Source organism: Rhodanobacter soli (assembly GCF_039523495.1).
GTDB lineage: Bacteria > Pseudomonadota > Gammaproteobacteria > Xanthomonadales > Rhodanobacteraceae > Rhodanobacter > Rhodanobacter soli.
Genome location: NZ_BAAAFK010000001.1, coordinates 1,874,061 through 1,900,105 on the forward strand (window position 1 = coordinate 1,874,061; position 26,045 = coordinate 1,900,105).

Below are 26,045 nucleotides of genomic sequence, written 5' to 3' on the forward strand. Positions count from 1 at the left end.
TCCGAGCGCCATCAATGGACAGAACGCGGCAAGGGAATGGCCTGGGCGGGCACGGCCCCACCTCGGCATTTGCGCACCCAGATCTGCGGGCGTGGCGGTGCCTCCAGTTCCAGTCGCAGCGCGGCAGGCGAGGCATTGGAAAGGTGGGAGCGATCGCGAAACACGAAGGCGAGGGCCTGCCCGGTGACCGCGGCGACTTGCAGGCGACGCAAGGCGCGATCGTCGGCGTGATGCGGCCACGCCAGCACGGCAGCGCAGCTTCCCGAGCGCAGGCACTGCTCGGTCGCCCAGAGCATATCCTTCTCGGCGGCAGCCACGATTTCCACCCGGCGCATGTCGACACCGTGCTGACGCCAGCCAGCGACACACGGCGCATACGGTGGCGACACAATCACCACGTGGCGCTGACCTTGGGTCAACCGTGCGAGTGTGGGTAGCACGAGGCGAAGTTCACCCACGCCATCGACGGGCAGCAGGATTTCGGACAGCGCAGCCTCGGGCCAACCGCCTGCGGGCAACACCGCATCCAGCGCGTGCCACCCCGTGGGCTGCTCACCGACCGGCACCTCGGTGGCATGACCGCGCCAGACCTGACGCGCATCGAGCAAGGTGGACAGGGGAACCACGGCGTTCATCAGCTGCCCCGCAACAGGCCCGCAAACAGACCTTCAATCGCGAAGTCTTCCGTCGGGTCCACGTCGATCGGCTTGAAGCCCAGACTGTTCGGCATCAACCGGATCACATCGCCCTTCCAGTACAGCCGTTTGATGGTGAATTCGTTGCCGCGGACACGCGCTGCGACCACCTGACCGTGACGGGCCACGGGCGTGGCGTGCACCGCCACCAGATCACCGTCGAGGATGCCTTCGTCGCGCATCGAATCGCCGACCACCTTCACCAGGTAGTCCGGCCGCAACCGGAACAGCGAGCGCGACACGCGCAGGCTGCGATCGACTCGCGACTCCGAGAACAACGGCTCGCCGGCCGCGATGCGACCGATCAGCGGCAGTTTCATCGTGTCTGCATCCATCGGATCGGGTTCGCGCACCAGCCGGATACTGCGGGCGCGGTTGGGTTCGAGGGTCAAGCGACCCTTTGCTTCGAGCGAGCGGACGTGCTTGAGCACCGCACTGACATTACCGATCCCCAGGGCCTCGCCGATTTCTTCGAGCGTGGGCGACTGCCCGTCCCGCTCGATCCGGGCGCGGATGAAAGCAAGGACGTTCGACTGGCGGCTGGTGATCTGGATGGTCATGGCTCACATAGTTTCACCTATATAGGTGAAAATGAAAGATGGAAAAAAGCCGCGCCGGACCACCTGAGACAGATCAAGGGTTTAGCGCGCTGATCGCATCCGACTTCGAATGCGGCTTCCGTCCCAGCGTCCGCCGAAGCCATCTCACAGGATGAGATGGCGCCGCGATTCACTACCCCCATCACCCGCCCAGGCCACCGCATGAACGCCCTTCCCGACCGCTACGCTTCCGATGAACTGGTCCTGCGCAACCCCAGCGATGGCCGCACGCTGGCCCAGCGGCTCTCGAAGCGGTATGCGGCGAGGATCACGGGTGCCTTCGTCGTGCCCGGCCGTGAAGGTTCCTTTGCACCGTTGCCCGACGATCTGCCACCTGCGCTCGCACACGCCCTGCGCTCGCGCGGCATCGAGCAGCTGTATAGCCACCAGGCCGAAGCGTGGGCGGCGACGCAATCGGGTGCGCATGTCGCCATCGTCACGCCCACCGCCTCCGGCAAGTCGCTCTGCTACACGCTGCCGGTCATCACCGCGGCGATGACGCAGCACGCCAAGGCGCTGTATCTGTTTCCCACAAAAGCGCTGGCGCAGGACCAAGTGGCCGAGTTGCTCGAACTCAACCAGGCCGGCGAACTGGGCGTCAAAGCCTTCACCTTCGATGGCGACACGCCCGGCGACGCGCGCCAGGCGATCCGGTTGCATGGCGACATCGTGGTCAGCAACCCGGACATGCTGCACCAGGCCATCCTGCCGCATCACACGAAGTGGGCGCAGTTCTTCGAGAACCTGCGCTACGTGGTGATCGACGAGGTGCACACCTACCGGGGCGTGTTCGGCTCGCATGTGGCCAATGTGATCCGCCGGCTCAAGCGCGTGTGCGCGTTCTATGGCGTGACGCCGCAGTTCATCCTGTGCTCCGCCACGATCGGCAATCCGAAGGAACACGCCGAAGCGCTGATCGAGGATGCGGTGACTGCCATCACCGAAAGCGGTGCGCCGACCGGCGACAAGCACGTGCTGCTGTGGAACCCGCCGGTGGTGAATGCCGATCTCGGTCTGCGTGCCTCGGCGCGTTCGCAGACCAACCGCATCGCGCGACTGGCGATCAAGTCCGGCATGAAGACGCTGGTGTTTGCGCAGTCGCGCACCATGGTCGAGGTGCTGACCAAGTATCTGAAAGACGTGTTCGATAGCGATCCGCGCAAACCTGCGCGAATCCGCGCCTACCGCGGCGGCTACCTGCCGAAGGAGCGGCGTGCGGCGGAACGCGAGATGCGCGCCGGCAGCATCGACGGGATCGTGAGCACGTCGGCCCTGGAGCTGGGCGTGGACATCGGCAGTCTCGATGTCGTCGTGCTCAACGGCTATCCCGGCTCCGTCGCCGCTACCTGGCAGCGGTTCGGCCGCGCCGGTCGCCGACAGCAATCGGCGCTGGGGGTGCTGGTGGCTAGTTCCGATCCGCTCGATCAATACCTCGTGCGCCACCCGGAGTTCTTCCAAGGCGCACCGCCCGAGCACGCCCGCATCCAGCCCGATCAGCCGCTGATCCTGCTCGACCACATTCGTTGCGCTGCCTTTGAACTGCCTTTCATCGGCGACGAGATGTTCGGCACCGAGGTCGCCACGCCCTGGCTCGACGTGCTGGGCGAGGAAGGCGTGCTGCATCGCGAAGGCGACCGCTGGGAGTGGATCGCCGACAGCTACCCGGCCATCGCCGTGTCGTTGCGCTCGGTGGCGGACGGCAACTTCGTGGTGGTCGATCGCACCAACGGACGCCAGACCATCATCGCGGAAGTCGACTACACCGCCGCGCCGGTGACCCTCTACGAGGGCGCCATCCACATGATCCAGTCCGTGCCCTACCAGGTGGAACGACTGGATTGGGAAGGCCGCAAGGCCTACGTCACGCGCACCCACGTGGACTACTACACCGACGCGATCGACTACACGAAACTCAAGGTGCTCGATTGCTTCGACACGTCCAACGCCGGATGCGGGCAGGCCCACCATGGCGAAGTGCACGTGGTTCGTCGCGTGCCCGGCTACAAGAAGATCCGCTTCTACTCGCACGAGAACATCGGCTTCGGCCCCGTCAACCTGCCCGACCAGGAACTGCACACGACGGCGGTGTGGTGGCAGCTCGCGCAAGTCGTGCTCGATGCCGCCTTCGAGGATCGCCAGCAGGCACTCGACGGCTTTCTCGGCGCGGCCTATGCGCTGCACATCGTGGCAACCGTGGCAGTGATGGCCGAAGCACGCGACCTGCAGAAGTCTGTGGGCAGCGGCGACGGCGCGTGGTTCGTCAGTGCGGATATCACAGGGCGCGGGCAAATCCGCGGCAGCGACGGGCAGCCTGCCGCTCTGTCGCCTGACGCACCGTTCACGCCGACGGTTTACCTCTACGACGCGTTCCCCGGCGGCATCGGCCAGAGCGAACCGCTGTTCAACCGGCGCGAGGACCTGGTGGCGCAATCGGTGACCCTCATCGAACGCTGCGATTGCCGTGGCGGCTGCCCCGGCTGCGTGGGCCCGGTGCTTGCTGCCGATGAAGACGCGGCCACGACGCCCAAGGCGTTGGCGTTGCGCGTGCTGGCGTTGCTGGTGGCGCTGTGAGCGCCTTGGCGGCGAGGTTGCGACAGCTGCGCACGGAGTCAGGGCAATCGCGCCTGCCCGAAGCGGCTACGCCAAAACCCGCCCTTGCGCCCGACGTGCTCCGATTGATTCAGGCGCGCTCGCGCATGCGGGGTGTGGCGCAGCGTGCCCCGTCCAGTGACCGGTTCGTGCCAGGGGCCGAGATCGCACCGGGGCTGTTCTTCACCGAAGCGATCGTGGATTGGGGACGCCCTGCTGCGCTGATCGATACCGCGTTTGCGCGCTGGGACGAACCCGTCGCCCACGGCCGACTGCTGCACTTCGATACCGAGACGACCGGCCTGGCTGGCGGCACCGGCACGCGCGCGTGGATGATCGGGGCGGCGGACTGGCTGGCCGACGGACGTTTCCGCCTGCGCCAGCTGACCACCACCACGATGGCCGCCGAAACCGCGATGCTGCAAACCTTTGCCCAGTGGCTGCAACCCGACACCGTGCTCGTCAGCTACAACGGCAAATGCTACGACTCACCCCTGCTGAAAACGCGCTACCGCCTGGCACGATTACCGGATCCCTTGTCTGGCCTGGGCCACCTGGATCTGCTCCATCCCGTGCGCCGACACTGGAAGGGCGTGTGGGAAAACTGTCGCCTGGCCACCGCCGAGCGCGAACTGCTCGGCGTGGTGCGGGAAGACGACTTGCCGGGCTCGGAAGCCCCCGCCGCCTGGCTCAGCTATCTGCGCGGAGGGTCCGCACTGAATCTGCGGCGGGTGCTGGCACACAACAGCCAGGACCTGAAGAGCCTGGCCGGTGTACTGCTTCACCTGGCCAGCTTGCCTCGCTAATTCGATGGCTCACGAACTGGGGCAAGACCGCCAAGCCCGGGCGATTTGATGGTTTTTTTTTCGCGCCAGACGAGGCCCGACCGGCGGTTTGCCTCGGCATCACGCACCAACACGACCGCTTGACGCTTTGCGCGCTGCTGGATGGACTGGACTATGCGTATCGGACTCTAAAGCTTCGTGCTACTCAGAATGGGAAAAACGTCGCCAGCAAAGCAATTCAGCGCCGATGGTCGCGCCCTTGCAATACCTCGGCGCCGGGAACGGAAGCGTCGGCGGCGAGGTTGGCAACTTCCATGCCGGGCTTTTGAATCTCCCGGTCGACCTTCCGAACGTTGCTGTCGAGGTCGGGAGTCCCGGTATCGGGGTTCCGCAGGCCCCTGCCGAGGTCTTGAACGCCCCTGCCGAGGTTTGGAATCTCCGCGCCGACCTCCGATACGTTCCCGTCGACGGTGCGAACGTCGGCATCGAGTGGCGGATACCCCCCGCCGGGGTATCCAGACATCCACCTTGAGTATCCGAATGTCCCTGCCGATTGAAATTTGGTCGGCGCCGGGTCGCTGGATATCCACGCCGGGAGGATTTCAGTCGGCGGGGATTGTTGGGGTATCGGCGTCGATGGGGGTGCCAACATCCTGTGCCCCGCGGGTTGGGGCCGATAGCGCGGATCTGAAGAATGTGGCCAAGTAAGTGGCTCTGACCCGGATAGTTGCGAAACCCTTTGGCGAGGGCGTCTCTGAAATGCGCATCGACGTCGGCCCCGGTTACCGCACCTACTTCACATTGCGGGGCAACGCCATCGTTATTCTGTTATGCGGCGGCGACAAGAAAACCCAGCAACGCGATATCAAGCACGCCGCTCAGCTTGCAAAGGAGGTCTGACATGGCCCTTCAACTTACGACCTTCGATGTTGCCGACTACCTGGACAGCGAGGAAGCCATTGCCGAGTATTTATCCCAGGTGATGGCCGATGGCGACGACGATGAGTTCCTTCGAGCCCTTGGGCACGTAGCTAAAGCCCGCGGCATGTCGCAACTTGCCAAGGATGCTGGAGTTGGCCGCGAGAGCCTCTACAAGGCGCTAAAGCCAGGCGCAACACCCGGATATGCCACTGTGGGGAAAGTGGTGCGGGCGCTTGGGTTTCGGATGGCGGTGGAACCGGCAACCAGGCAGAAGGCCGCGGCAGCCGCCAAGAAGCCAGCGAAGCCAAAGACGTCAGTCGCAGTTACTGCCGCCAAGAAGGCGAAGAGCGCCGCGGCTGGAACCGAACGCTTGAAAGGAACACGTGCGCGAGCGTAGGTTGGGCGCTCCATCACGGGTTCTCATTCAGTCGTCATCATCAGGAAAGAGAGGGATCAGATTCTCCGCTAACCCCGCCAAAGCCCCGCGGTGCTTGATCTTGTCGGTCAGGTTGACCTCTCGAGTTGACCAAGTGCGCCGAAGCCTATCACGGCCACTCAACGCTCGAACTCGGCATTTGATCATTCCAAGGCAGCAGCAATCTTTACCTCCATCCTCTCGACCGCATCTGCGCAAAAAAGAAGGGGGCTTTCGCCCCCTTACAAAATCACTTCTCTTTGAAGTGGTGGTTATTCAAGCTGGGTGGAAAACGTTCCCCCTTCTGAACGTGCCGGTCGTAGGTGACGCCGGCGTAGCTGTTGGTGGGATCGCTGTATTGCCCATAGGTAGCCGTCTTGGGGCATTCCTGGCCAGACCAGTATTTCGAACCGCTCATAATCAAACTCCTTCTGAAAGATCGCCAATGGCGCCAAGCAAAGACCCAGACTTGGCAAAGCCATCTTCTGTAATGCAAATCTCATATTCCGAGACAGGTCAGCATGGCTCACAACCATTCCTGCGTCAGCACAGGGGAATCTTCAACGGGATGCGGATGGCAAGTTCGAAGCCGTGCAGAACGAAGCGAACGCGGACACGTTGGAATTGGCCGAAGCCGAGGATGCCCTGGCACAGCACATGCCCACCCTACGCATCCATCAAAACAGGCGAATAGAATGCGTCAAGTATCCTTGACACCATGCCCGGCTATGACATCCGCCAGTGTTAGGCTTTGAACGGGAATACAGGGAAGCAACGAATGATCACTCTTAACACCGATAAAGGTTTGGTGCGCCTGCAATCGTGGGCGGACGTTGAAGCTCGACCCGGTTTCACTCCAAACATTGACCCCGGCACCGTCAAACTCGACCGAATCATCGGCAGCTATGCCCTAACACCTTTTCAGCCCTGCGGGCTTTCCACTTGCCATACGCCCCATGGCAAGGGCTATCTGGTCACCACCACTGACGGCCATGAAACAAACATTGGGAAAGACTGCGGCAAAAAGTATTTCGATGTCGAGTTCAAGCGGCTGGCTAAAGCATATGACCGCGAGGAACGAAGCAGTCGACGCCGGGAAACTCTGACCGCACTTCAACACCAGATCCCGACCATTGAGGAGCGGATCGCTGGTCTCATGGATGGGCCTACCGGCGCCAAGTGGATCAGCAAGCGGACGAAATGCCTAACGGATCCCATGAAAGGGCTTCCCTCTAGCATCATCGCCATCATTGGCGGCGTGATACGTAGGCGGAATGGAACGCTCACCAAAACCCGTGTGGCCACAGTCCAAGAGTTGGAGCGCATGCGCGTTCAGCGCCAACGTCTTCAAGAAGGCGAAAACTACGTCGAGGAAATCGTCGGACAGCTGGACGGGATCTCCGTTCTCTACAAGGAGAACGACCTTCGCCGACTGCTGGTCACGGATATGGAACACCTGTCGGTCGTCAAAGGTCTTGATGTTGACGATCTGAAAGATAAGGCGCTGAGGGATCTGGCGAAATGGAGCGAAAGCATCGAGCCCACCCTGGCGCAAGCGGAAGAGTCCATCGCGGCTGGCCGGCGGCTTTTGACACAGGCCAACATTCGTCAACTTCTCGCTTTCATCCCTAAGAGAGAGGACCAGCGGGTCTTACAGGCTTTCATCGCAGAATTGCCCGACGTGCACGCACTGGCGACATGAGCAACACTTAGCGTTGGCTGGAAGCTTTGAGCGTCGTGTTGTGACAACACTAAGACGCGCTCTCCATCCTTGATCGTCACCTCAGAAAATCCCCAAGAAACATACTTTTGCTTGTCAAGATTTGGCTTCCATGGCCACCGCCGACTTCATGGCCTCGTTGCAAGCCCATTGGGCCACCAGCATGTAGTCCACGCCTGCGCCAACGCGGCTGCGCGGCTATGCTTTGGATCAAGCGTTTGCTGCGGCCAAGGCGGCAGCCGATGGATACGAAGAAGCTGATCACGGATGTTTTTTTTGGCCGCGCACGAGCGCAGCGAATTGCAAATCTAAGCGGGTCCAAATCTAAGCGGGTCAGAGCCGCTTACGAATCTCCGCGACACCGTGACTCGTGGGATTGTTCGGCTCACCCTGAGCCTCACCCCTCCGCGCTGCGCGCTACGGGGCCAGCCTGCGGCTGTCCGAATTCGTTCCAGACGAATTCGTCGAACCCGGGTGGGTTCTCACCCAGTCGTCACCATCAGAAAAGCAAGACGCCCCACTCGGGGGCGTCTTGCTTTTCTGGCGGAGAGAGTGACCGCCTGCAAACTCCGCAATGAGACTTAAGAAACACCAACGTAACCTAAAGCCTATGGCTGATTTAAAGCACCATGGAGGAATTTTAGCCCAACGAACCACAACGAGATCCAACCTTATCCAAGTCGAAATGGCATACTGAATGGCATACCTCAATTCAACCTGGAGCCTCCGTCCATGGCTTTGCTCACTGATACCAAAGCACGCAGTGTCAAACCTGGAGGCACCCCGCTTGCGCACGGCGGAGTCACTGGGTTGGCGCTTCATCCCTCCCCCAGCCAGAAGGGTCAAGGCAAGTGGGTACTCCGCTACGTCAGCCCCGTGACCAAGAAGCGGCGCAACGCGGGGCTCGGCAGCTACCCCGATGTGGGCGTCGCAGAAGCGACTCAAAAGGCCCGATTCATGCGCGAACAGATCGCCCACGGGCTAGATCCGCTGGAGGTCAAAGCCAACGACGCGACCAAGCCGCGTATTCCTGACCTACGCGAGGCGGCGGAAGTTCTGCATCGAGAGCTGGCCCCCGGCTGGAAGAACGCCAAGCACGCGCAGCAGTGGATCAACACCCTCACCGAGTACGCGTTTCCGCTCATTGGCGCGATCACATTGGATCAGATCCAGCCTCGGCACATTGCTGACGTGCTGCGGCCTATCTGGCTGGACAAGGCTGAAACCGCCGGGCGGGTGAAGCAACGCCTGCATGCCGTGATGGCGTGGGGATGGGCGCATGGATTCTGCACGGCCAACCCGGTCGATGTGGTGAGCCATCTCTTGCCGCTTCAACCCGGTAAGACGGTTCGCACGCAGCATCAGCCGGCCATGCCCTGGCCCCTCGTCCCGGCCTTCGTCGCGGAGCACCTGCCCTTACCGCATGGCTTCGATGTCTCCCGGCAAATGTTGGGCTTTCTAATCCTGACGGCGGCGCGCTCGGGAGAGGTTCGGTACATGACGTGGAACGAGGTGGATCTAAAAGCGGGTGTCTGGACGGTGCCCGCAGCACGAATGAAGGCCAAACAGATCCATCGCGTGCCGCTGCCGAAGCAAGCCCTGGCGATTCTCAAACGTCAGCGCGGGCAGCACGACACGTGGGTCTTCCCGTCGGTGCGAGACCGCGCCCCATTGTCGGACATGACCTTGACCGTGTTCCTGCGGCGCGTTGCGGCCGTCAGCGACGTCGCCGGCCGGACAGCGACGGCTCATGGCTTTCGTTCGAGCTTCCGCGACTGGTGCAGCGAGAAGGGCTATCCGCGAGATCTGGCGGAACGGGCTCTGGCCCATGCGGTGCAAAACAAGGTGGAGGCGGCCTATCACCGGACGGATTTGCTGGAGCAGCGCCGGCCACTCATGCAAGCATGGGCTGATTTCGTAACGCCGAACGGGAAGTCACAGACCCATGATTGAGATTGGTTCGCGGTTGTCGAAGCTGGCGCCACTGTTGGACGCAGTATCCGCTGCTGTAAGACGTAAAAGACTGCCGGCCTTGGTGGAAAGCGGCAAAATCATCCTCTACGTTCGCGTGCCCGCAGGCAAGACGGTGTACCGAGACGCAGGCATCCAGCGACGGGCGGCGACGATCAACGAAGCACTCGGTGCCGCAAGGCAAACCCTATCCGGTGTTGAACTTGCCCAAGTGCGAGACGCTGAGCAAGCAGGTACACCGCTTATACGGTATCCGGTGGTGATTCCTGATGTCGCCTATGTGGGGTTAGCGGCTAAGGATGCCCGAAGGCTCCTGGAGCTGGATCGTATCGACGTGCACTGGTTTCCCTGTGTCGTCCTGACTTCACCTCAACCTGAAGCCAATGCCAGGCCACTGCTTCGCGTCGTTCCGCGTTGGTCACCCTGCTGTCTTCGGCCTGATGACGGGCGACGCAAGCGGGGGCCATGGATTGGCCATGACGTAGAGCACGCGTTGTCCATCGCGTTCGATGACGTCTTCGTCGACGAGCATGCCCTGCGAGATCCCACAGGTTCCGTGGAAGACCCACTGGAGCTGCGGGACACCGCACCGGGCGTGTACGTACTGTACAGCGTGGCGGCTCGATTCAATGATCCGAAGAAAGGCATGACGCTTACCGCAAAGGGTGTTCAGGAGGCGGTGATAGACGAAGTGGCGGTTTGCAATGTCGCGAGCTGGCTGTTCAACGGCGAGGTACTACAACAAGTCAGGAAGCTCATCAACACGCGCCACTCTGAGACACAGGGGGTAGAGAAAATCGCCAAGTTCAAGCTTGACGTGCTCGGTGAGAAGGAGGCCGCTTTGCATGCCACGCACCACTGGATCAGCAGTCGTATGGCGCTGCTTATTCACGCAGCGCGATATTGGCAAAATCTAGTCCGGAAATCGGAGAGGGTCTGGGCGTCCATGAACCCCGAAGAGCAGCTTGCTTTGGCCAGGCAACTAGATCACTCGCTGAGAGGCTGGGGCTTCACCACCGTCGGGGAATGGCGTGCCGCCCGACTCGTGGCAGCCTACCCCGACGATCTCCGCGTGGCATCAAAGGAGCTGCGTTGAGCAGTCTGCAAATACACGCTTGACCAACGAAAGGTCATTCTCGGCCTTGCGCGGCGCACCCGGCTTCGGGCTATCGGCGAGCCCAACGATGATGCCACGCCGGAGGTTACGCGAGCGTCCGGTTTCCAGCGTGCAGTCTTCCTTTGTCATATAGGCCACGGCTATCCCGATGCCGGTCAACATGGCCCCATCGCTGATGTGCACGACGCCAAGCGCGTTGTACTCGTACTCCTTGCGCAGCGCCCAGCAGTTGAAGTACGTACCCTTCCCGTCGCTGAAGCGATTCTTCCAGGCTTCGCCAAGCTGCTGACTGTAGACGTAGCCTTCCTTGTGTTTGTGGCCGTCGAGAAAAACCATGAGGTGGAAATGAATGCCGCGATAGAAACCACCTTCGCGCTTCACGATCCACCCCTTGACGTCAGGGCCAATAATGCGACCCTCGCGCAGAGCACGAAGGTAGTGGCTGATGCACCGCTCGGCGTGGTCTGACGCTGACCACTCGTGGTTGTCGGGGTGGATGTAAAGGTCGATCCTGAGCACCAGGAGCTTCGAGTGCTGTTCAAACAGGCCCGTCACATAGTCAAGGCAGGACTTCAGATTTTTCTTTGCGCTCCGCTCGTGATTGCCAATCACCGTCTTGAACCGTTTGGATCGACAAGTGCGCCGCACGAACCTGGCCGCATGCTCAAATGCCGCCCGGGCTTTCGGCTCGTTGACGTTGACCCACTCTGCGGGGTAGAAACCGCTCAGCTTCTCGGCGATCTGCATGCAGGCACGGAGCATCACTGTGATGTGGGGATTGGGGATGGCGTGGATGACCGTGTAGGGCTCTTCGTCGGCCACGCCGGCCATCGTGCCATCGGCCTTGCGGAATGAATGGCCTTTCAGATAGAAGCCCTGTTCGGCACGCTCCACCAACGGCAAGGCGTTTACGCACAAGGAGTGCATGTGCTTTCCAAGGGTCGTCAGTTTGTGGGCGATACCACGTCCGGACTTGAAGGGCGTGACCACGGCAGCCTCGCTCGCGGCCAACCGCTTAGCCATATACTCGAAGCGTTTCAGGTGTATCTGCCAGTCGTGGTCTTCCGTGTTGATGGCTTTTCCGGCGGCGGTGTGGCGCATGCCTTTGGCGATGCGCTCGTGCAGCCGCTCCCCCTCCTCGACCTCCTTGATGAGTCGGTCAATATTTTCGTCAGTAACTGCTTTGTGGTTCATCATGTACTTTCGCTATGCGTTGGGTGGTGTGTTTGTCCGCGTAATTCACGTGACGGACACGGGATGGTTGATGGGGAAATAGGATCCCGATCCACCATGGTTGAAACGTAATGGCCTCGCTTAATGAAGTCCTTGGGTGTATTTGGTAGATCTGCTATAAAGCCATTGCTGATTGCTATTAGATATGTCTCCTGAATTAGCTATCGTTTGAATTACGCGCAGGGCCGGGGAGTCGCCATGGACTTCCTCCGGCCAGACGGGGGATTCTGTACCGCGGGTTTCTTGTCGACTTGGTAAGACATTTCGTGAGTGGGACGCGTATCAACCCACGCGACGATGTCCGTACGTCGCCAGCCAATAGCCGACCGCAGTCCGGCCCCGTTCCCCAGGCGAATGGGTTTAGGGAACTCGGCGTCGAAATACGGGCCTTCCGAGTCCAGAAAGTTCCGAATCGTGGATTCGCTGAGGTTGATCTGCTCGGCCACGTCGCCGATGCGCCACACCAGCTTGTTCGACACTTCCCACTGCGCGACAAATGAGCCGAGCACGTCCTTCACGGCTTTGATGATGGTGTCCCGCAGCATCTGCAGGAAACGGGGTGTGGAGAGATCGACCATGTTGCGGCTCAGCGGAAGGTATGAGGCGATGCTGACGCTGAATTGGTGGGTTTACGAAGTGGAAATCCGCACTTCTCTGGGCGGCCGAAGTTCGTCGCCCCACCCCGCCGCACCAGAGCGGGCTTTGCCGATCTGACGAAGTGCGAATGCACTCGTGGCGACCGGCCTTGGCGGGTCGGCTTTGGGGCCTTGTCGAGTTAGTTTTGACCTGTCGAGTTGGTATTTTGACTCCCAACGAACCTGAACCAAGCACAAAATTAAAGCGGGGTGCTCAAAGAGCACCCCGCTTTAATTGCAACGAGTATTAATGTATTTCAACGATCTTTTTAATTCGGCATCGGCACACTTACACGGCGGGGGATCAGCTCACCATCTTCATCGATGTCATCTTCAATGATAAACGTAACCTGACCGCGAACCACGCGAACCTCCAAGTGCCTAGCGCGGACCTGCACGTCTTTAATAACCTCCCGTCGAAGCATGCCTCCATCACTGTAGAAATAGTTCCCGACGTCTTCCAGCAACTCATTTCGACAATCGTCAATGTGATCTTGGTTGTCAGTATTTCTCACCAAGCTTTCAAAATCGTAAATACCGTCAGTCAAATCGCGCAAAATCAGCATGTTTAAGCCTCGCGAGCAGCGCGCACGGGCGGAATGCGCACGTGCGCATGGAATCATGGGAGTTATGCCCGTATCTGCTTGCGCTGCAGGGTGCAGCGTGCGCGGTCTGAATGCTGACTTTCCGGCTCTGTGTACAAGAACTAGGGCTTCGCCAGCCTACACTAAATTCATAAAATCACAACCCGTCAACGTGCTTGATAACGAGGTGGCAAGGCGCTGTGACTAGGAGCGGCGATCTGTGCCTCGGCGCGGCGGCCTGACGGAGATCTGCATGCGGTTGCGGGGGCAAGGCTGCGTCATCTACAGCCGCGCCTGTTGGTGAGATCAACCTGATGCAAACGCCATAGTACCCGGCCAATTGGCCGGGCTTTTTCTTTGGGAGGGCATCCATGAAGAAGCGATCTGTCTTGAGGCCATTCGATCCGCACGCTCGACCGTGGGCAGTGGCTGGCCGGATCGGCGCCGGTTGCTTGAGCAAGTAGGTACATCGCGGAGATGAGCGAAGGCACCCCCCCCGAGCGTGCGATCTTTTTTTTGCGGGATTCGAAACGCCCCCCGATCCGCTGAGCGCACTATGCTTCGCTCGGGTCAGATCAAGCGGGCGCCCTCTCCAAGTCGTGGGTGTTTCGCTACCAGGTCAATGGTCGCACTCGCGAGATGAGCCTAGGAAACTTCAAAACCTTCGGACTGCGTGATGCACGCGACCGCGCGACCAGCTGTAGAAGGCTTCTGGCAGACGGAATCGATCCGATCGACCAACGAAACGCTGCAATGCAGAAGAAGCGGCTCACCGACGCGCGGGCTGCGACTGATCCCCAGTCGGGAATTCTCCATCTGCATCAATCCACCCCCAACGCCTTGAACACCGCATCCACCGGATCCGAGTAGAAGCTGGTCTGGAACTTCGCGAAGAGTTCGCCGGGAACGGTGGGGATATCGGTGACGCTGCACATGGGCAGGAGGATGCGTTTGGCGCCGGCGTCGAAGGCGACTTGCAGGGATTCGGCGAGGTTGCGGGCTGGGGCGGTGGTGCCGCCGAGGGACATGTCGCCCATCACGACCATCTGGCTTTGCAAGGGGCGACCTAGCGCGGCGGAGCACAATGCGACGAAACTGGACAGGGTGAGTGTTTCGGGGCTGCCGCTGTGTTGGAGTTCGACGAGGTGAAGGTGGAAGTCCTGCACGGCCGTCTTGATGCCGGCGCTTACACGGCTGGCGTTGGCCTTGAAGTAGTCGAAGGCGATGCGCACAGATTCGCGGGAACCGGAACCTGATGTGGTGAGCTTGCCGTTGCCGGCCATGGCCTGGATCTCCAGGCGGTAGACGCCCGGCATGCTGCCTGGGCCCATGGCGATGGTGTAAAGCGTACCTGGGGCCATGCGGCCTTCGGGGATCAGGCCGCCACCGCCCTGCTCCGGCACGTTGATGAAGCGCTCCTCACTGTTCTCCAGGTCGATGTAGGAGAAGTGGACGTCGTAGAACTCCATGCCGCCGATCTTCTTGAGTTGTTCCTTGACCCGGCGGCGGGTCTCCAGCGCGTACTCAAGGCACTGCCGTACCTGCTCCTTGCTGTACTCACCATGCGGGCACAGCAGCTTCAGCAGCCCTGAAGTCGTACGGCGCACTGCGATCACGTCGCGCTGGTTGAGGTTGTTGCCCAGCTTGAAGTGCTTGTCGATCGCATCGGAGAAGCTGTACTTGCGCATTTCGCGCAGGTACTCGGCGAGGTAGTCGACGATCAATCCAAACTGGTTAGTGAAGAACTCCGGACGCATCTTCGGGATCTCCCAGCCCGGCACATAGGCGTGGAAGCGATCGAAGAACGCCGAGTCGATCATCACTTCGGGGAATGGCGCGAGCAGATGCGAAGTCTTCACCAGCGACTCGACGCTCTGGTTGATGTTGCCGATGAACACCATCGAGGCGTTTGCGTTGATCGACTCGCGGCCGCGGCTGAAGGACCCTGATGCCATGTAGTCCTTCATGATCTGGACACCGTCATGATCCTTGAAGGTGATGCCGGCTACTTCGTCGAAGGCGACCACGTCCCACAGCCCCACCAGGCCCACCTTGCGGGCACCCATGTTGTAGAACAGATTCGCCACGGTGGTCTGGCCCCCGGAGACCAGGATGCTGTTCGGGCTGATCTCCTTGAAGATATGGCTCTTGCCGGTGTTGCGCGGGCCCAGCTCGCAGTAGTTGTAGTTGTTCTCGACCAGCGGAATCATGCGCGCCAGCAGGTGCCACTTGGCGCGCCTCTCGAACACGGTGGGCTCCATGCCCGTGGAGCGCAGGAGCACGTCGAGCCACTGCTCATCGGTGAAAGCGCGGCGACCTTCGAACAAAGCCTTCATATCCATGTTTGGCATCTGGATCGGCTTCAGATCCTCGACGATGAACGGCGAACTCTTCTGGTTCTCCTCGTACACATAGCGCAGCGTCACAATGCACCAGATGCCCCCGGCCAGCAGCTTTTCGTACTGGCGCACAAAGGCATCGGAAATCTCCGCGTTCTTCACGCCAAGGTTCGAGAGCAGCGCTTCGTATTGATCGCGCTTCTCGTTGAGCTTGACCGTCAGCTTGTCGATGACCTTGTAGGTGCCACTTTCGCGGATCTTCGACTTGACCTTTTCCGCCTCATCCGGGCGCACGTAGTTCTCGGCCAAGATGCGTTTGACCGTGGCCAAGCCCGCCTGGATCGTCGCTTCATCATCCGAGGCGCAGTACATGCCGAGCAGATACTCCAGCACGTACACCGGCACATTGGCCCCTTCCTTGATCAGCTTGGTCAGGTCCTTGCGCACCACCTTGCCGCTGAAGTGGCGGTTGAGTAGCTGATCAAGATCCGGCGCGGCGGTTTCGGTGGCGTTGGGCTGGGTCATATCGTTGGATTCAGAAGTCATTGGAGAACGCCAGATCGATCTTCAAGGGAACACGCAGCACCTCGACCTTGGTCTGTGCGTCACGCGCGATAAAGAAGTAGTCCTTCTGCCGATCGTAGCTACCGGAGCGGATTGTCAGAATGATCGACTTCACGCGCTCCCCCAACACGCTGGAGGTGCTGTCGAAGGTCAGCACCTGCTCGTCGCTCACCGGGGTCTCGCCATCGCGCAGCGAAATCCGGACGGTGCGCGGCAGTACACGGTTGGAGGTGGGCTCGGTCTGGATCAGCTCGAAGCGCTGGGTATTGGTCACCACCTTGTTGGAGGCGCCAATTAAGGTGATCTCCACAGGGCGGGTACGTGCCTTGTCCGATTCGGACTCACGCACGGTGATCAGCGGAACGATCACCTCCTGCGGCATCGCCGAACCGTGCACGAAGCGGGCGCCACCGGCAAAGTGAAAGCGCATGGCGCCCTTGGGTAGCCAGAAGTCCACGCTGCCAGCCCCCCCCGGCGCGGTTCCCGCCGTCAGTGCGGTGTTGCCCTGCCATATCTGGTCGTTGGCCGGCAGATCACGCCCAATCAAATAGCGTTTCTTGGCCTTGAGCGTGCCCACGGGCTTGTCAGGCAGTGGCGATCGGCTCGCGTCGTCCAAGGCTGATTCCTGATACAGAAACCCGTGATCGGCCGTCACAAGAACCATCGAGCCGTTGAGGTTGTTGATGATGTGCGAAATGACACCGCTCAATTCTTTCAGCGTCCTGGCCACGGCGTCGAATGTCTGGCCCTCGGAACCCTGCTTGTCACCCAGCATGTCGATCAGGTCGTGGTAGACGTAGATCACCCGGTGCTCACCAACCAGCTCGCGTCCCTTGGCCTTGCCCAACCCCAGCAAGTCATCCGCCTTCACCGCAATACCGTCATAGCGGCCCAGCTGCGCGTTGCGACTCTCCAGCGTCGCGGTCGATTGGCCATCAACCAGCACATCCAGGCTGTCGCTTGCCTTGTAGGCAATGCGCTGGTGCGGTAGCAACGCCGCCATGCCGAGCGCCGTGTAGCTGGGCAGCACGCTCAGCATCGCATCGAGCTTTGCCGTGAAGCGGTTCTTGGAGTTGATCTCGCGGACCAGGGCCTCGCCGGCCTCGTAACGGAACGCGTCGGAGATCAGCACGAACACGCGCTTGGTCGTGCCCGCACTGAGTGCCGCGGCGACATGGTTATCGAAGAAGTCCTGCTGCGGCGTCGTACCCGGCACGCGCCAGGTGGCAAGCAAGCCATGCTCGCCTGCCAACACCCCGGCCCAGGCCGATGACAGGCCCGGAATGAACCAACCGGAATAAGCATCTTCGATCGCGCCGCGCAGTTCGTGCAGCACGCTCCAGCCCATCGGCTCCACTTTGTCAGCAGCAAAATGGAAGCAGCGATACCACTGGTCGAAGCGATACAGCTCGCCTCGATACGCCTGAACGGCCGTCGCCGCGTCGGCAAAGCTGAAGCCGGCTGCGTGGCGCTCCTTCAGGGCCAGGAACTCGGCCGCAGCCTCGATTGCGTCGTAGCAGGCAGACAAGGCGCGGATCTCATCGCTGGCGTCGCTGATCAGCGCATTGCTCCAGTGACCATCGCGGCGGCGGGCGGTGATCGCCTGCACGTCGCCCAGTGCCGCACCGCCCAGCTGCATCACCCGGGTCTTCAAGTCATGGATAATCTGACGTTCCACCGCGGCGAAGGTCATGCACTCCAGCAGATCCTCCGCGTGCCAGCCGGAAATCAGCTCGGCCAGCTTGAGCATCTCCGCCACGGCCGCGGACAGATCCGAATAGGCGGCATGGCTGTGCAGATCGTTGCGCCAACGCGCAACCAAGATCGCCGCGTTGTTTGCCAGCTGCGGGTTCTCTAGGTGCAGATGACGCAAAGCTTGAGGCACCTCGGCACTGATCGTGCGGGTGAAGTCAGTGACCAGGATGCGCAGCCACAAATCGGCGAGAGTCGGCTCGTCGCTTTGATAGCCAAACGTGCGCTGCATCAGCGCCCAGAACGAAGGCTCCAGACCGTAACCCTGCAACTCGATCCACGCCTTCGCCGGCTCACCGAGCCGGGGTTGGCCTTCTACCCAAAGCCCCAGCAACAGCCGGTGCGTAATGGATAGCGGCTCGGACTCGTCGCTGCGCAACAGCACGGCCATCATCTTGCGGTCGAGCTCGGCCTCGCCGTCACCGGATTGGACCAGCTGCTTCAGCTTGGCGCGTCTTGCTTCGGCGCGCCGCGAATCGGCCGACAGAAACTTGGCTCGCGATTTAATGTAGGGCACCAGCGTCAGCGAGGTTAGGCCAAGGTCCTCGATCAGCAGCGTGGTCAGGTCGGCACGGAACGATTTGGAACGCAGCCGCACATCCAGCAGCCAATCAGCGGCGAGATCGGGCTCCGCCTTGTTGCTGTACAGCAAGAACTGCGCAGCGGGCTGCTGCTCCAGTTGCCGCTTGACCGCCAGCCCCGGCGTTTGATCCAGCCGCACGATCCCGATGTCGTCGCCAAGCTCCAGCGATTCCAGCGTGATGGCGAACTGCGAATCCGTGTCGTGCCAAAACACTACGCGCTCAGTCGTAAAGAGAGAGCGCAGCGATTCGACCACGCGGCGTTCATTCACATCCATGCGTCACCTCGCCTTGCGCGGCGTTGAGCCAGGACGTAACGGCGGGAGTGAGCGCAGCGACAATCATTCGTCATCGCCCTTCCCGCCCGTCACTGCCTTGACCTCCGCCAGCAGGTCGCCGAATTTGCCGTAGTTCAACTTCACCCCGTCATCGAGATCCAACGTAATGCGCTGGTCGGCGTAGTGGCGCAGCTGTTCGTCGTACGCCAGCAGCTCCAGGTGCTGCTTGCGCAGTTTTTCAAGCTGCTTGGTGAGCTTGTTGCGTTGCGCGGTGGAGCTGGACGCGGCGACATCCTGCTCCAGCTCTTCCATCTTGGTCTGCATCTTGCCGGTCAGTGGCACCACGTATTCGGCGCGCAGGCGCGACAGCGTGCCGGCGTTGTATCGGTGCAGATAGACCAGCGCCTGAAACGCGCCCTGCTTGCCGCTGGAGAACAGCCAGTAGATCGGACGCTTCTTGTAGGTCTGCAGGTGATCCTTGAAGAACTTGTCCGCCAGGTAGCGGCGAATCGCCTGTTCCGGCGATTCGCTGGCCTTGCGGCCCAGGTTGTCCGCCAGGAACGCCATGTTCTGCTCCAGTGAGCCCTCACCCCACTCGGCGAGCAGAAATTCGCGCACGCGCAACGCCGCGTCATCTTCGAACCACAGCTCATCGGTGACCGGCACGATGCCGTCGGCGTCCGCAGGAAACTTCGTGTAGCGCGAGGCGTCGAAGCCGACGTTGCCGCTGTTGGCGTAGATCAAGCCCGGTGCGTCCAGGCTGTAGCGGCCCATCATGCAGCCGATAGCGTAGGAGACTAGTTCCGCCATGGTGTCTTGACGGAAGCGGGTCCACAGCTGCTCGTCGGCGAGCTTGCCGCCGTACCGATATGCAGGATTCACCGTGAGAGTGATCTGCTCGATCGGGACGTCGGGAGTGAGCTCGTCCTGCAAGCCGTAGGCGTCGATGAAGAGGCGGTTGTTGGCCTCTTCGAGGCGCTTCGTCTGGGCGATTGTGTCGCGGTTCTGGGTGATCCAGGCGGTGTAGCTGGATTCGAGGGTGGCAGTCGACCGCGAAGAGAGCGTTAGGAGGGGTAAAGACTGAAAGTCCCACGAGCGTTCGTAAGCATCCCAATCCGTCTTTGATGCCTCGGAAAGCTTGATGTAGGCGGCGCTAACGTCATCAAAATGCTCTCTCCCCATGATGGGTATCTGACGAATCTCTCGAACTTGATACGCAATGGTTGAGCTGAAAATGCCTAAAAGGAACTTCGAAACCTGAGAGCACAATAGCGATATCGTAAAGGGAAGATCACCGTCGTCCCTCATGAAAATAGACGATCCTGTCTTATCGAATGTCGCCCACTCTGGAAGGTACCTGAAGCCAGTGTCGCTCGAGGACAACAAAGTCCAAGTAACACCTGGTCGATACCATAAATATTCTGGAATTATGCGAGCTGAGCCGTTGGAGCGGTAGAACTCTCTTGCCTCCTCAGTCCAGTCGACGACGTGTTCTAAGTTACCCCACCATTTGCGGTAGTCACCACCCTTGGCATAAAAAAACCACTTTTTACCGATGCCCACGTCTCGCTGATCGATTTCCCAAAAAAGCCGCAGGTAAGTGGCATTGTCGGCAGTTATGTTCTGGCCGTCAGAAATGGAAATATCTTGCAGGGAGCTAGCAGCGCCAAAAACCGCTCTCACTGCGCTACTCACCCAATAGGCTATGGGGCTTCCGGGAATCTTTTTGAATTCTTCTTGAGAAACCCTCTTCAACCGACTGTTGGGAGCAGGGAATTCGTGCGGGATCCCCAAGTCATTCAGGTTCTCCGCCGAGGTGTGGGAAAAGTCCGCTATGTAACCACGCAGGGGGCGATTACGAAGAACGGTGGCCGCCGTCCCAAACGCAATGCCCATAACACCATTGGACAGATGAGCCAACGCTTGAATTGTCTTTTCTTGCAGCAGTCTCTCTCGCATTCCCTGGAAAGAAGACAAGAACATCCAACTTTGCATCGTGACCATTGCCTCGCGACCTGTGGTTTTCGCGAACGTGTAACCTCGTTCGATGAAACAGGCGAAAAGATCACTTTTTGCATCGTTGTAGCGGGTCTTCGCCCAGTCTCTCAATTCAGAGCAAAAATACTTGCTGCCCATATACGGCGGATTCGCTACCACGGCGTCGTACTGTGTCGCCAGCATCTCGCCCTGCTGCACCAGCGGATTTAATCGGGTGAGCGCGTCCGAAATAAAAAGATCCCGGCTGGTCGACTTGCTCAGCCTCTTCAGCGCCGGAAGCTTCGCCGCCAACTCCTCCGGCACCCGTATCAACGACCCAAACGTCGTTGCGTACTCAAATAGCTCCTTCAACTCTGTGAGATCTCCAAGCCCCAGTCCGAAGTCTGCGAGCTTCACACCCCGTGCCAAGCGCTCCGCATCAAACCCAGTACTGTCGACCAATGCCATCACATTGAGCTTCACCCCCCGCTCGAATAGCTGCCGGTCATCCGCTCGCGCCTTCATCATCAACGCAAAGCCGGTCAACTGCGCCGCCCGCTCGTCGATGTCGAGGCCAAACAGGTTCTTTTCCAGAATCAGCTTGGCCGCATCTCGCTGGCGATAGCCCCGCTCCAGGTAGATCGCCCTGAACAAGTCATAGGCCTCGACCAGGATGTGCCCGGAACCACTAGCCGGGTCGATCAGGGTCAGCTCTTCGGGGTCGAGCGAACTCGGGGTAATCGCCGCAAGCTGCGCATTGACCTCGTCCGTCTGTTCAGCTGGCTCGATGTAGTACTCCATCTGCGCCTTGAGCGGCGAGTCCGGATAGGTCGCCAGCCACTGTGCACCCAGTGAGTTCTGCACCATGTACTTCACGATCCAGTTTGGCGTGAACAACTGGGTCGCCGCCGGAATGTCTTCGGACTTCACCACCTTGCCGATAACCTGGTCTTTCTTCTCCGAGATGTAGAACTGGTACAGCCAGCCGATGATCTCGATCTGCTGCCAGTCTTCCTCGGGAATGGACTGCACCAGCTTGGCCACCACCGAATCGGTGAGCAGCAGGTTTTCCGGCAACAGCAGCTCAGTCTCATCGCCCAAATGTTCGAACAGGAACGGCATCGCCTGATGCAGCGCATTGCACTGAGCGATCAGGATCAACCGGTACAGCTGCGGATCCTGATTGGCCAGCTTCAGCTCGCGCACGGTGTCGGCGGGCAAGCCCGGCAGCGCATTCGACTCGGCCAGATCCAGCGCATGCGCCAGCACCTCGGGCAAGCCGCCCTGCAGGTTCGACAATACGCGTCGGCCGTGGCCGAGATAGTCGTGCACTTCCATATAGCGCAGCGCGGCCAACCGGTTGAACCAGGCGTACGCCATGGCTTCGACGGTGTGGCCGAAGCCCTGCAGCTTCATCCGCGCAATCAGCTTGGTGCGCTGCTCGTTGACCTTCACTGGCCACGGCCGGCCGGCGATCATCACGATGTCGTTCTTGACCTCCGCCGCTGCCACCTGCAGCGCGCCCTTGACCTCGCTCAGCCCCAGCAGGTTGGCGCGTGCCGTCACCGCCGCGATGAAGTCCTTGCGCGCCTGCGGTGCGTAGCTTTTGAGATTCCCTGTGTTCATTGCTTACTGGATCCGGATGCGTTTGCCGGACTTGAGCACGGCGGTGAAGTGGGCTTTGAGCTCGGCGAGGTAGGTGTCGACCTCGGCCTCGGTTTCAAGATAGGTGGTGGTGGCCAGGTCGGCCGGACGGATGGTCTGCGAGATTTTCGGTGCTGCTGCGGCAGCGGCCGATGCAGAAGCTGAGGCGGAACTCGTCGATGCTTGGGCGGCACCGCTAGCGATCGCCGCCTTGCTCGCGGCCTGGGCCGCCGTGTGTGCCTTCAATAAGGTCTCGCGGATCCGATCCATCGCCTCTTCGAGCTTGTCGCCGGCGCCGTTGGACAGAAACTGGATCTCCGGGATGCTGACCGCAGCGGCAATCTTCAGCTTCAACTGTTGCAGCGGATGCAGAGCCGCATTGCTGAGATCAGCATTCGCGGCTGCCTGCACCAACGCCTTGTTGGCCTCGTCGATGCGCTGTTCGACGATGCGCAGCGCCGCTTCGCGCTGGGCCTGCACCAGGGCCTGGTTGCTGGTTTCCAGGGTGGCCAGCAGCGGCTCGATCTTGCTGATGCTGGCGTACGGGGCCGGCTCTTCGCGGATGCGCTGCAGGTCCTTCAGCGCAACGCTGGCCTTGGGGTCGGTGGCCAGCACGTCCCGGTTGGGCTCGAAGCGATTGAGGGTGGCCAGGAAGCGCTGCCAGGTCGGCAGCTGGTTGGTGTAGAAGCCGCGGACGTCGTTGAGATCCTCACCGGCATCCAGCCATTCGTCGCGTGACTTGTTGAGCGCCTCGATGAACTCGAATGGATCGCGGATGGCAAGCTGCCGCTCGCAGCGTGCCAGCAAGGCGTCGATGATGGCCTTGCCGGGATAGTGCAATTGCCCTGCGGTGAGCTGCCAGCGCTTCAGGTCATCCTTCCACTCGACCAGCTTGCTGCGGAAATCGGCGACCACGCCGTCTTCCTCTTTGCGCGGCAAGGAGGAGAACAGCTGCCGGTACAGATCCGATGCGCGCGCAATGCTGCCGGCATCGGCGGTCTTGCGCTTGAGGATCGAGATCTGCTTGTGCTGCACCGCCTTGGTCAGCGGATCGAACGCGCTGCGCGGATCCAGATCGGAGCCGCCCATGGTGAGCTTGATCTCACCAGCCATGAACAGGCGGGTGATCAGCAGCACCACCTCCCACTCCGGCTTCCAGCCATAGGGGATGTCGGTGAAGCGATCGACCACGTCGGACAGCAGCACGCGATTCTGCGACGCGGCGAGCTGCAGGTATTGGCGCACCTCCTCTATGGCTTGCGGATTGCCATCTTCGCCGCCGAGCGCCAGCTCCTGCTGGCCGACGTTGTCGGCGCTGAGCAGGGCGCGGATCTCGGCAATGGGATCGGGCTTGCGGATCTTCAGGTACGGCAGTTTGTTGTAGGTATTGGTGATCAGGTAATTGATCAGCTCATCCAGCAGCGTGGGCGCCGTGGCAGTTTTGGAGCGCACCTGCTGACCCTTGGCGTAGCAGTCGCCCTGCACGATCAGCTCGCCGATTTGCGCGACCAGGCGCTGCCGGCGTTCGCGATTTTCGTCTTTGCGCTCCAGCAGAATCTTGCGCAGGGACGGCGGTGCCGCGCTGGCCTTGGGGCTGTCGACGTACTTCTCGATCTGCCGATAGAGGGTCAGCTCGATATCCAGACGGGTTCCCTCGCCCATGCGGATCAGCGCTTTGCCGTTGCCTTCGGCACTGAGCATGATGCAGCGATCGGGTTTGAGGGACTCGTAGTCGTCACCGAGCGGCGAGCGGATATCCAGGCTGAGCGCGTGGTTGGCCTGGCGGAAAGGTGCCCCGTCGAGCAATCGGTTGAATTCGTAATCGGCCTTGGTATCGCGATGACGCACTTTGGTTTGTTGGCTGAGGATTTCCTCGAAGACGATCTCGGCCAATAGCTTGGACTTCTCGGCTGCGGAAACCTCGACGTGACCGATCTCGCGGGCGATGTCGCGCTCTTCATTGGTCAAGAAGAACCACAGGTCGCCGTTGCGGTTGACCAGCTTCTGTTGCTCCAGTCGCTCCAGACTCTGCTGGATCTGCCGCTTGAGCTGCAGCTTGTCAGCGTCGATCTGATCGAGGCAAAGCGCGGCCAGGTTGTCGATGGTGGGCTTGATCACCTCGGCGATGTGACGGATCAGGAAGAGTGCCTTCAGCAGGCGAATATCCTGCGTCTCGAGAGCGGGGTTTTGCTCAGCCTGGTCGATCGCCCGCTTCACCGTTGTATCGAGAAAACTCTCGATCGACGGATAGAAGTCGTACAGTGGCACCAGAGACTGGATGCTGCGATCGGCATTGATCTTGGCGGCGGACTGGAAGGCATCCAGCAGGGAGCGTTCGCCGCGCGAAAGATGCTGACCGGTGGCGCCGACCTTGCGGATTGCCTCGAAAATCTTCTGCAGCAGCTCGAACTGATACGGGGCGAACGGATAGTTGGCCACGTAGTCCACGGAATCGCGATAGCCGCGCATGGTCACTGCGTTGCCGTTGAACGAGATCTGATTGTTGATGATGTCGCCCTGCTGCTCAAAGACGTTGCGCAGCGCTTCGTGGGCGGCTTCGGTTTTCGCCAACAGGCGTACGCCGATGACTTCATCGGTATTGGAGCTGGCCAGCGACAAGCGGGTATGGAACCGACCCTGGATCTTGGAGAAGTCTTGGGAACGGGCCTTGTTGGCTTCGCCGATGGCCGCTTCGATGTCTTCCTGGCTCGTGACGATGACCCAGGCGCGGCCGTTGCACTGCGTGCCCAACTGCTCGGCAATGGTCTGTAGGTTGAGCATCAGGTGCGTGTTGTTTCCGATGAATTGACCGACCTCGTCGACCAGGAAGACGATGCGATGATCCCTGCCCTTGGTGTCGAGATACTCACGCAGCAACTTTGCAAAGTTCTCGATGTTGATCTTGTAGTTGTCGCGGGATTCGTCGAACCAGCGCTGGGCAGATTCCACCGACATCTTCAACGCGACAGCCAAAGCCTGGGCGATTTCGTCGCGCAGGAAGTCGAACGCGTCGCGCTCTGCCGTCCACGAGCCGCCAAGGAGGCGCGCGAACTCCTGCTGGAAGGTGTCGTAGGCGCCCTTGCTGACGAGGTAGCGCTCCATCTCGGCGATATGCGGCGCATCGCCGGAGAAGCCGAGCTTTTCGTTGAACACGCGCAGAAACACTTGCAGAACCACATCGCGATCGGATTTGCTGTCCGCCTTGGCGTCGATGTTGAACAGGATGACGTCCGCGCTGCCGCGTGTGGCGCGCTGGATGTCGGCAAGCAGCAAGGGATCCCCGATCTTGGTTTCATCGAAGAACGCGGCGGCACGCTTCGTACGGCCAGAGACTGGGTCGGTCGCCGCCTGGTTTTCGAGCAAATAGGACAGGATCTTGATGAAGTGCGACTTGCCGGACCCGAAGAAGCCCGACACCCACACGCCCATGCGGTCGGTGATGGCCGAGTTGTTTGGATTGTCGCCCGCGGCCAGGTACGCGTCGAAGAAGCGGCGAAAGTAGTCGGCCAATTGCTTGGTGACCACGTATTCGTCGAGCTCCTGCCAGATGCTTTCGGCGTCGCGCTGGTCAGCCTTGATCACGCCATTGATTGGGCGATCAATGGGTTTGCGGAAAAGCTCCCTGATGTTCATTTTTCGGTCATCC

17 protein-coding genes and 1 pseudogene are annotated in these 26,045 nt (G+C 60.6%); 8 read left to right on the forward strand and 10 right to left on the reverse strand.

What is annotated here, in order from left to right:
- Positions 1 to 11: 11 nt before the first annotated feature.
- On the reverse strand, positions 12 to 635 hold the full coding sequence (gene imuA, locus ABD024_RS08525) for a translesion DNA synthesis-associated protein ImuA (RefSeq protein ID WP_343851595.1): 624 nt from the start codon (positions 633 to 635) through the stop codon (positions 12 to 14).
- On the reverse strand, positions 635 to 1,255 hold the full coding sequence (gene lexA / locus ABD024_RS08530) for a transcriptional repressor LexA (protein ID WP_343851597.1): 621 nt from the start codon (positions 1,253 to 1,255) through the stop codon (positions 635 to 637). The genes imuA and lexA overlap by 1 nt, the downstream gene beginning before the upstream one ends.
- Positions 1,256 to 1,411: 156 nt before the next feature.
- Between lexA and ABD024_RS08535 the strand changes: the two genes are divergently transcribed.
- The 4 genes and pseudogenes from ABD024_RS08535 to ABD024_RS08550 all read left to right on the forward strand — a co-directional run bounded on the left by ABD024_RS08535 (position 1,412) and on the right by ABD024_RS08550 (position 5,986).
- Positions 1,412 to 3,865: a DEAD/DEAH box helicase gene (locus ABD024_RS08535; RefSeq protein ID WP_425543134.1), complete on the forward strand. Its 2,454-nt coding sequence runs from the start codon at positions 1,412 to 1,414 to the stop codon at positions 3,863 to 3,865.
- A complete protein-coding gene (locus tag ABD024_RS08540) occupies positions 3,862 to 4,689 on the forward strand; it encodes a ribonuclease H-like domain-containing protein (protein WP_343851599.1) in 828 nt (275 codons plus the stop codon). Before ABD024_RS08535 ends, ABD024_RS08540 begins: the two co-directional genes overlap by 4 nt.
- A gap of 720 nt (positions 4,690 to 5,409) precedes the next feature.
- Positions 5,410 to 5,568, forward strand: a pseudogene (locus ABD024_RS08545) (type II toxin-antitoxin system RelE/ParE family toxin); the annotation flags it as partial.
- A gap of 1 nt (position 5,569) precedes the next feature.
- Positions 5,570 to 5,986 (forward strand): addiction module antidote protein, encoded by a 417-nt coding sequence (locus tag ABD024_RS08550; RefSeq protein WP_343851601.1) that lies wholly within the window; start codon positions 5,570 to 5,572, stop codon positions 5,984 to 5,986.
- Positions 5,987 to 6,254: 268 nt separating this feature from the next.
- Here ABD024_RS08550 and ABD024_RS08555 read toward each other — a convergent pair whose 3' ends face one another.
- Positions 6,255 to 6,422: a hypothetical protein gene (locus tag ABD024_RS08555; protein WP_343851603.1), complete on the reverse strand. Its 168-nt coding sequence runs from the start codon at positions 6,420 to 6,422 to the stop codon at positions 6,255 to 6,257.
- A 360-nt stretch (positions 6,423 to 6,782) separates the two neighbouring features.
- On the opposite strand from ABD024_RS08555, the gene ABD024_RS08560 reads away from it, so the two are divergent.
- The 3 genes from ABD024_RS08560 (at position 6,783) to ABD024_RS08570 (ending at position 10,791) form a co-directional block, all read left to right on the forward strand.
- Positions 6,783 to 7,706, forward strand: a complete 924-nt coding sequence (locus ABD024_RS08560; RefSeq protein ID WP_343851605.1) for a hypothetical protein — start codon at positions 6,783 to 6,785, stop codon at positions 7,704 to 7,706.
- Positions 7,707 to 8,456: 750 nt separating this feature from the next.
- The gene (locus tag ABD024_RS08565) at positions 8,457 to 9,677 is read left to right on the forward strand and encodes a tyrosine-type recombinase/integrase (protein WP_343851607.1); all 1,221 of its coding nucleotides are present in this window, start codon (positions 8,457 to 8,459) and stop codon (positions 9,675 to 9,677) included.
- Positions 9,670 to 10,791: a hypothetical protein gene (locus ABD024_RS08570; protein ID WP_343851609.1), complete on the forward strand. Its 1,122-nt coding sequence runs from the start codon at positions 9,670 to 9,672 to the stop codon at positions 10,789 to 10,791. The genes ABD024_RS08565 and ABD024_RS08570 overlap by 8 nt, the downstream gene beginning before the upstream one ends.
- Here ABD024_RS08570 and ABD024_RS08575 read toward each other — a convergent pair.
- The 3 genes from ABD024_RS08575 to ABD024_RS08585 all read right to left on the reverse strand — a co-directional run bounded on the left by ABD024_RS08575 (position 10,774) and on the right by ABD024_RS08585 (position 13,246).
- A complete protein-coding gene (locus ABD024_RS08575) occupies positions 10,774 to 12,009 on the reverse strand; it encodes a YagK/YfjJ domain-containing protein (protein WP_343851611.1) in 1,236 nt (411 codons plus the stop codon). The two genes, ABD024_RS08570 and ABD024_RS08575, sit on opposite strands and share 18 nt — an antisense overlap.
- 209 nt (positions 12,010 to 12,218) lie before the next feature.
- Positions 12,219 to 12,623, reverse strand: coding sequence for a helix-turn-helix transcriptional regulator (locus ABD024_RS08580; protein ID WP_343851613.1), 405 nt, complete (start codon positions 12,621 to 12,623; stop codon positions 12,219 to 12,221).
- Positions 12,624 to 12,949: 326 nt separating this feature from the next.
- Positions 12,950 to 13,246, reverse strand: a complete 297-nt coding sequence (locus ABD024_RS08585; RefSeq protein ID WP_343851615.1) for a hypothetical protein — start codon at positions 13,244 to 13,246, stop codon at positions 12,950 to 12,952.
- Between the two features lie 621 nt (positions 13,247 to 13,867).
- Between ABD024_RS08585 and ABD024_RS16295 the strand changes: the two genes are divergently transcribed.
- Positions 13,868 to 14,134, forward strand: coding sequence for an Arm DNA-binding domain-containing protein (locus ABD024_RS16295; protein ID WP_425543135.1), 267 nt, complete (start codon positions 13,868 to 13,870; stop codon positions 14,132 to 14,134).
- Here ABD024_RS16295 and brxL read toward each other — a convergent pair.
- From brxL to brxC, 4 genes are all read right to left on the reverse strand, one after another.
- Positions 14,086 to 16,128 (reverse strand): protease Lon-related BREX system protein BrxL, encoded by a 2,043-nt coding sequence (brxL, locus tag ABD024_RS08590; RefSeq protein ID WP_343851617.1) that lies wholly within the window; start codon positions 16,126 to 16,128, stop codon positions 14,086 to 14,088. The genes ABD024_RS16295 and brxL overlap by 49 nt on opposite strands.
- Positions 16,129 to 16,138: 10 nt before the next feature.
- Entirely contained in the window at positions 16,139 to 18,778 is a 2,640-nt protein-coding gene (gene pglZ, locus ABD024_RS08595; protein WP_343851619.1) for a BREX-1 system phosphatase PglZ type A, read from the reverse strand.
- A 63-nt stretch (positions 18,779 to 18,841) separates the two neighbouring features.
- Entirely contained in the window at positions 18,842 to 22,381 is a 3,540-nt protein-coding gene (gene pglX / locus ABD024_RS08600; protein ID WP_343851621.1) for a BREX-1 system adenine-specific DNA-methyltransferase PglX, read from the reverse strand.
- A 3-nt stretch (positions 22,382 to 22,384) separates the two neighbouring features.
- Positions 22,385 to 26,032 carry a BREX system P-loop protein BrxC gene (gene brxC, locus ABD024_RS08605; protein ID WP_343851623.1) on the reverse strand — a complete coding sequence of 1,216 codons (3,648 nt, stop codon included), beginning with the start codon at positions 26,030 to 26,032 and terminating at the stop codon, positions 22,385 to 22,387.
- Positions 26,033 to 26,045: the final 13 nt, after the last annotated feature.

Excerpts from the sequence above, each read along its gene's own strand:
- imuA (WP_343851595.1), bottom strand. The coding sequence starts at position 635 with ATGAACGCCGTGGTTCCCCTGTCCACCTTGCTCGATGCGCGTCAGGTC.
- lexA (WP_343851597.1), bottom strand. The coding sequence starts at position 1,255 with ATGACCATCCAGATCACCAGCCGCCAGTCGAACGTCCTTGCTTTCATC.
- ABD024_RS08535 (WP_425543134.1), top strand. The coding sequence starts at position 1,412 with ATGGCGCCGCGATTCACTACCCCCATCACCCGCCCAGGCCACCGCATG.
- ABD024_RS08550 (WP_343851601.1), top strand. The coding sequence starts at position 5,570 with ATGGCCCTTCAACTTACGACCTTCGATGTTGCCGACTACCTGGACAGC.
- ABD024_RS08555 (WP_343851603.1), bottom strand. The coding sequence starts at position 6,422 with ATGAGCGGTTCGAAATACTGGTCTGGCCAGGAATGCCCCAAGACGGCT.
- ABD024_RS08560 (WP_343851605.1), top strand. The coding sequence starts at position 6,783 with ATGATCACTCTTAACACCGATAAAGGTTTGGTGCGCCTGCAATCGTGG.
- ABD024_RS08565 (WP_343851607.1), top strand. The coding sequence starts at position 8,457 with ATGGCTTTGCTCACTGATACCAAAGCACGCAGTGTCAAACCTGGAGGC.
- ABD024_RS08570 (WP_343851609.1), top strand. The coding sequence starts at position 9,670 with ATGATTGAGATTGGTTCGCGGTTGTCGAAGCTGGCGCCACTGTTGGAC.
- ABD024_RS08575 (WP_343851611.1), bottom strand. The coding sequence starts at position 12,009 with ATGATGAACCACAAAGCAGTTACTGACGAAAATATTGACCGACTCATC.
- ABD024_RS08580 (WP_343851613.1), bottom strand. The coding sequence starts at position 12,623 with ATGGTCGATCTCTCCACACCCCGTTTCCTGCAGATGCTGCGGGACACC.
- ABD024_RS08585 (WP_343851615.1), bottom strand. The coding sequence starts at position 13,246 with ATGCTGATTTTGCGCGATTTGACTGACGGTATTTACGATTTTGAAAGC.
- brxL (WP_343851617.1), bottom strand. The coding sequence starts at position 16,128 with ATGACCCAGCCCAACGCCACCGAAACCGCCGCGCCGGATCTTGATCAG.
- pglZ (WP_343851619.1), bottom strand. The coding sequence starts at position 18,778 with ATGGATGTGAATGAACGCCGCGTGGTCGAATCGCTGCGCTCTCTCTTT.
- pglX (WP_343851621.1), bottom strand. The coding sequence starts at position 22,381 with ATGAACACAGGGAATCTCAAAAGCTACGCACCGCAGGCGCGCAAGGAC.
- brxC (WP_343851623.1), bottom strand. The coding sequence starts at position 26,032 with ATGAACATCAGGGAGCTTTTCCGCAAACCCATTGATCGCCCAATCAAT.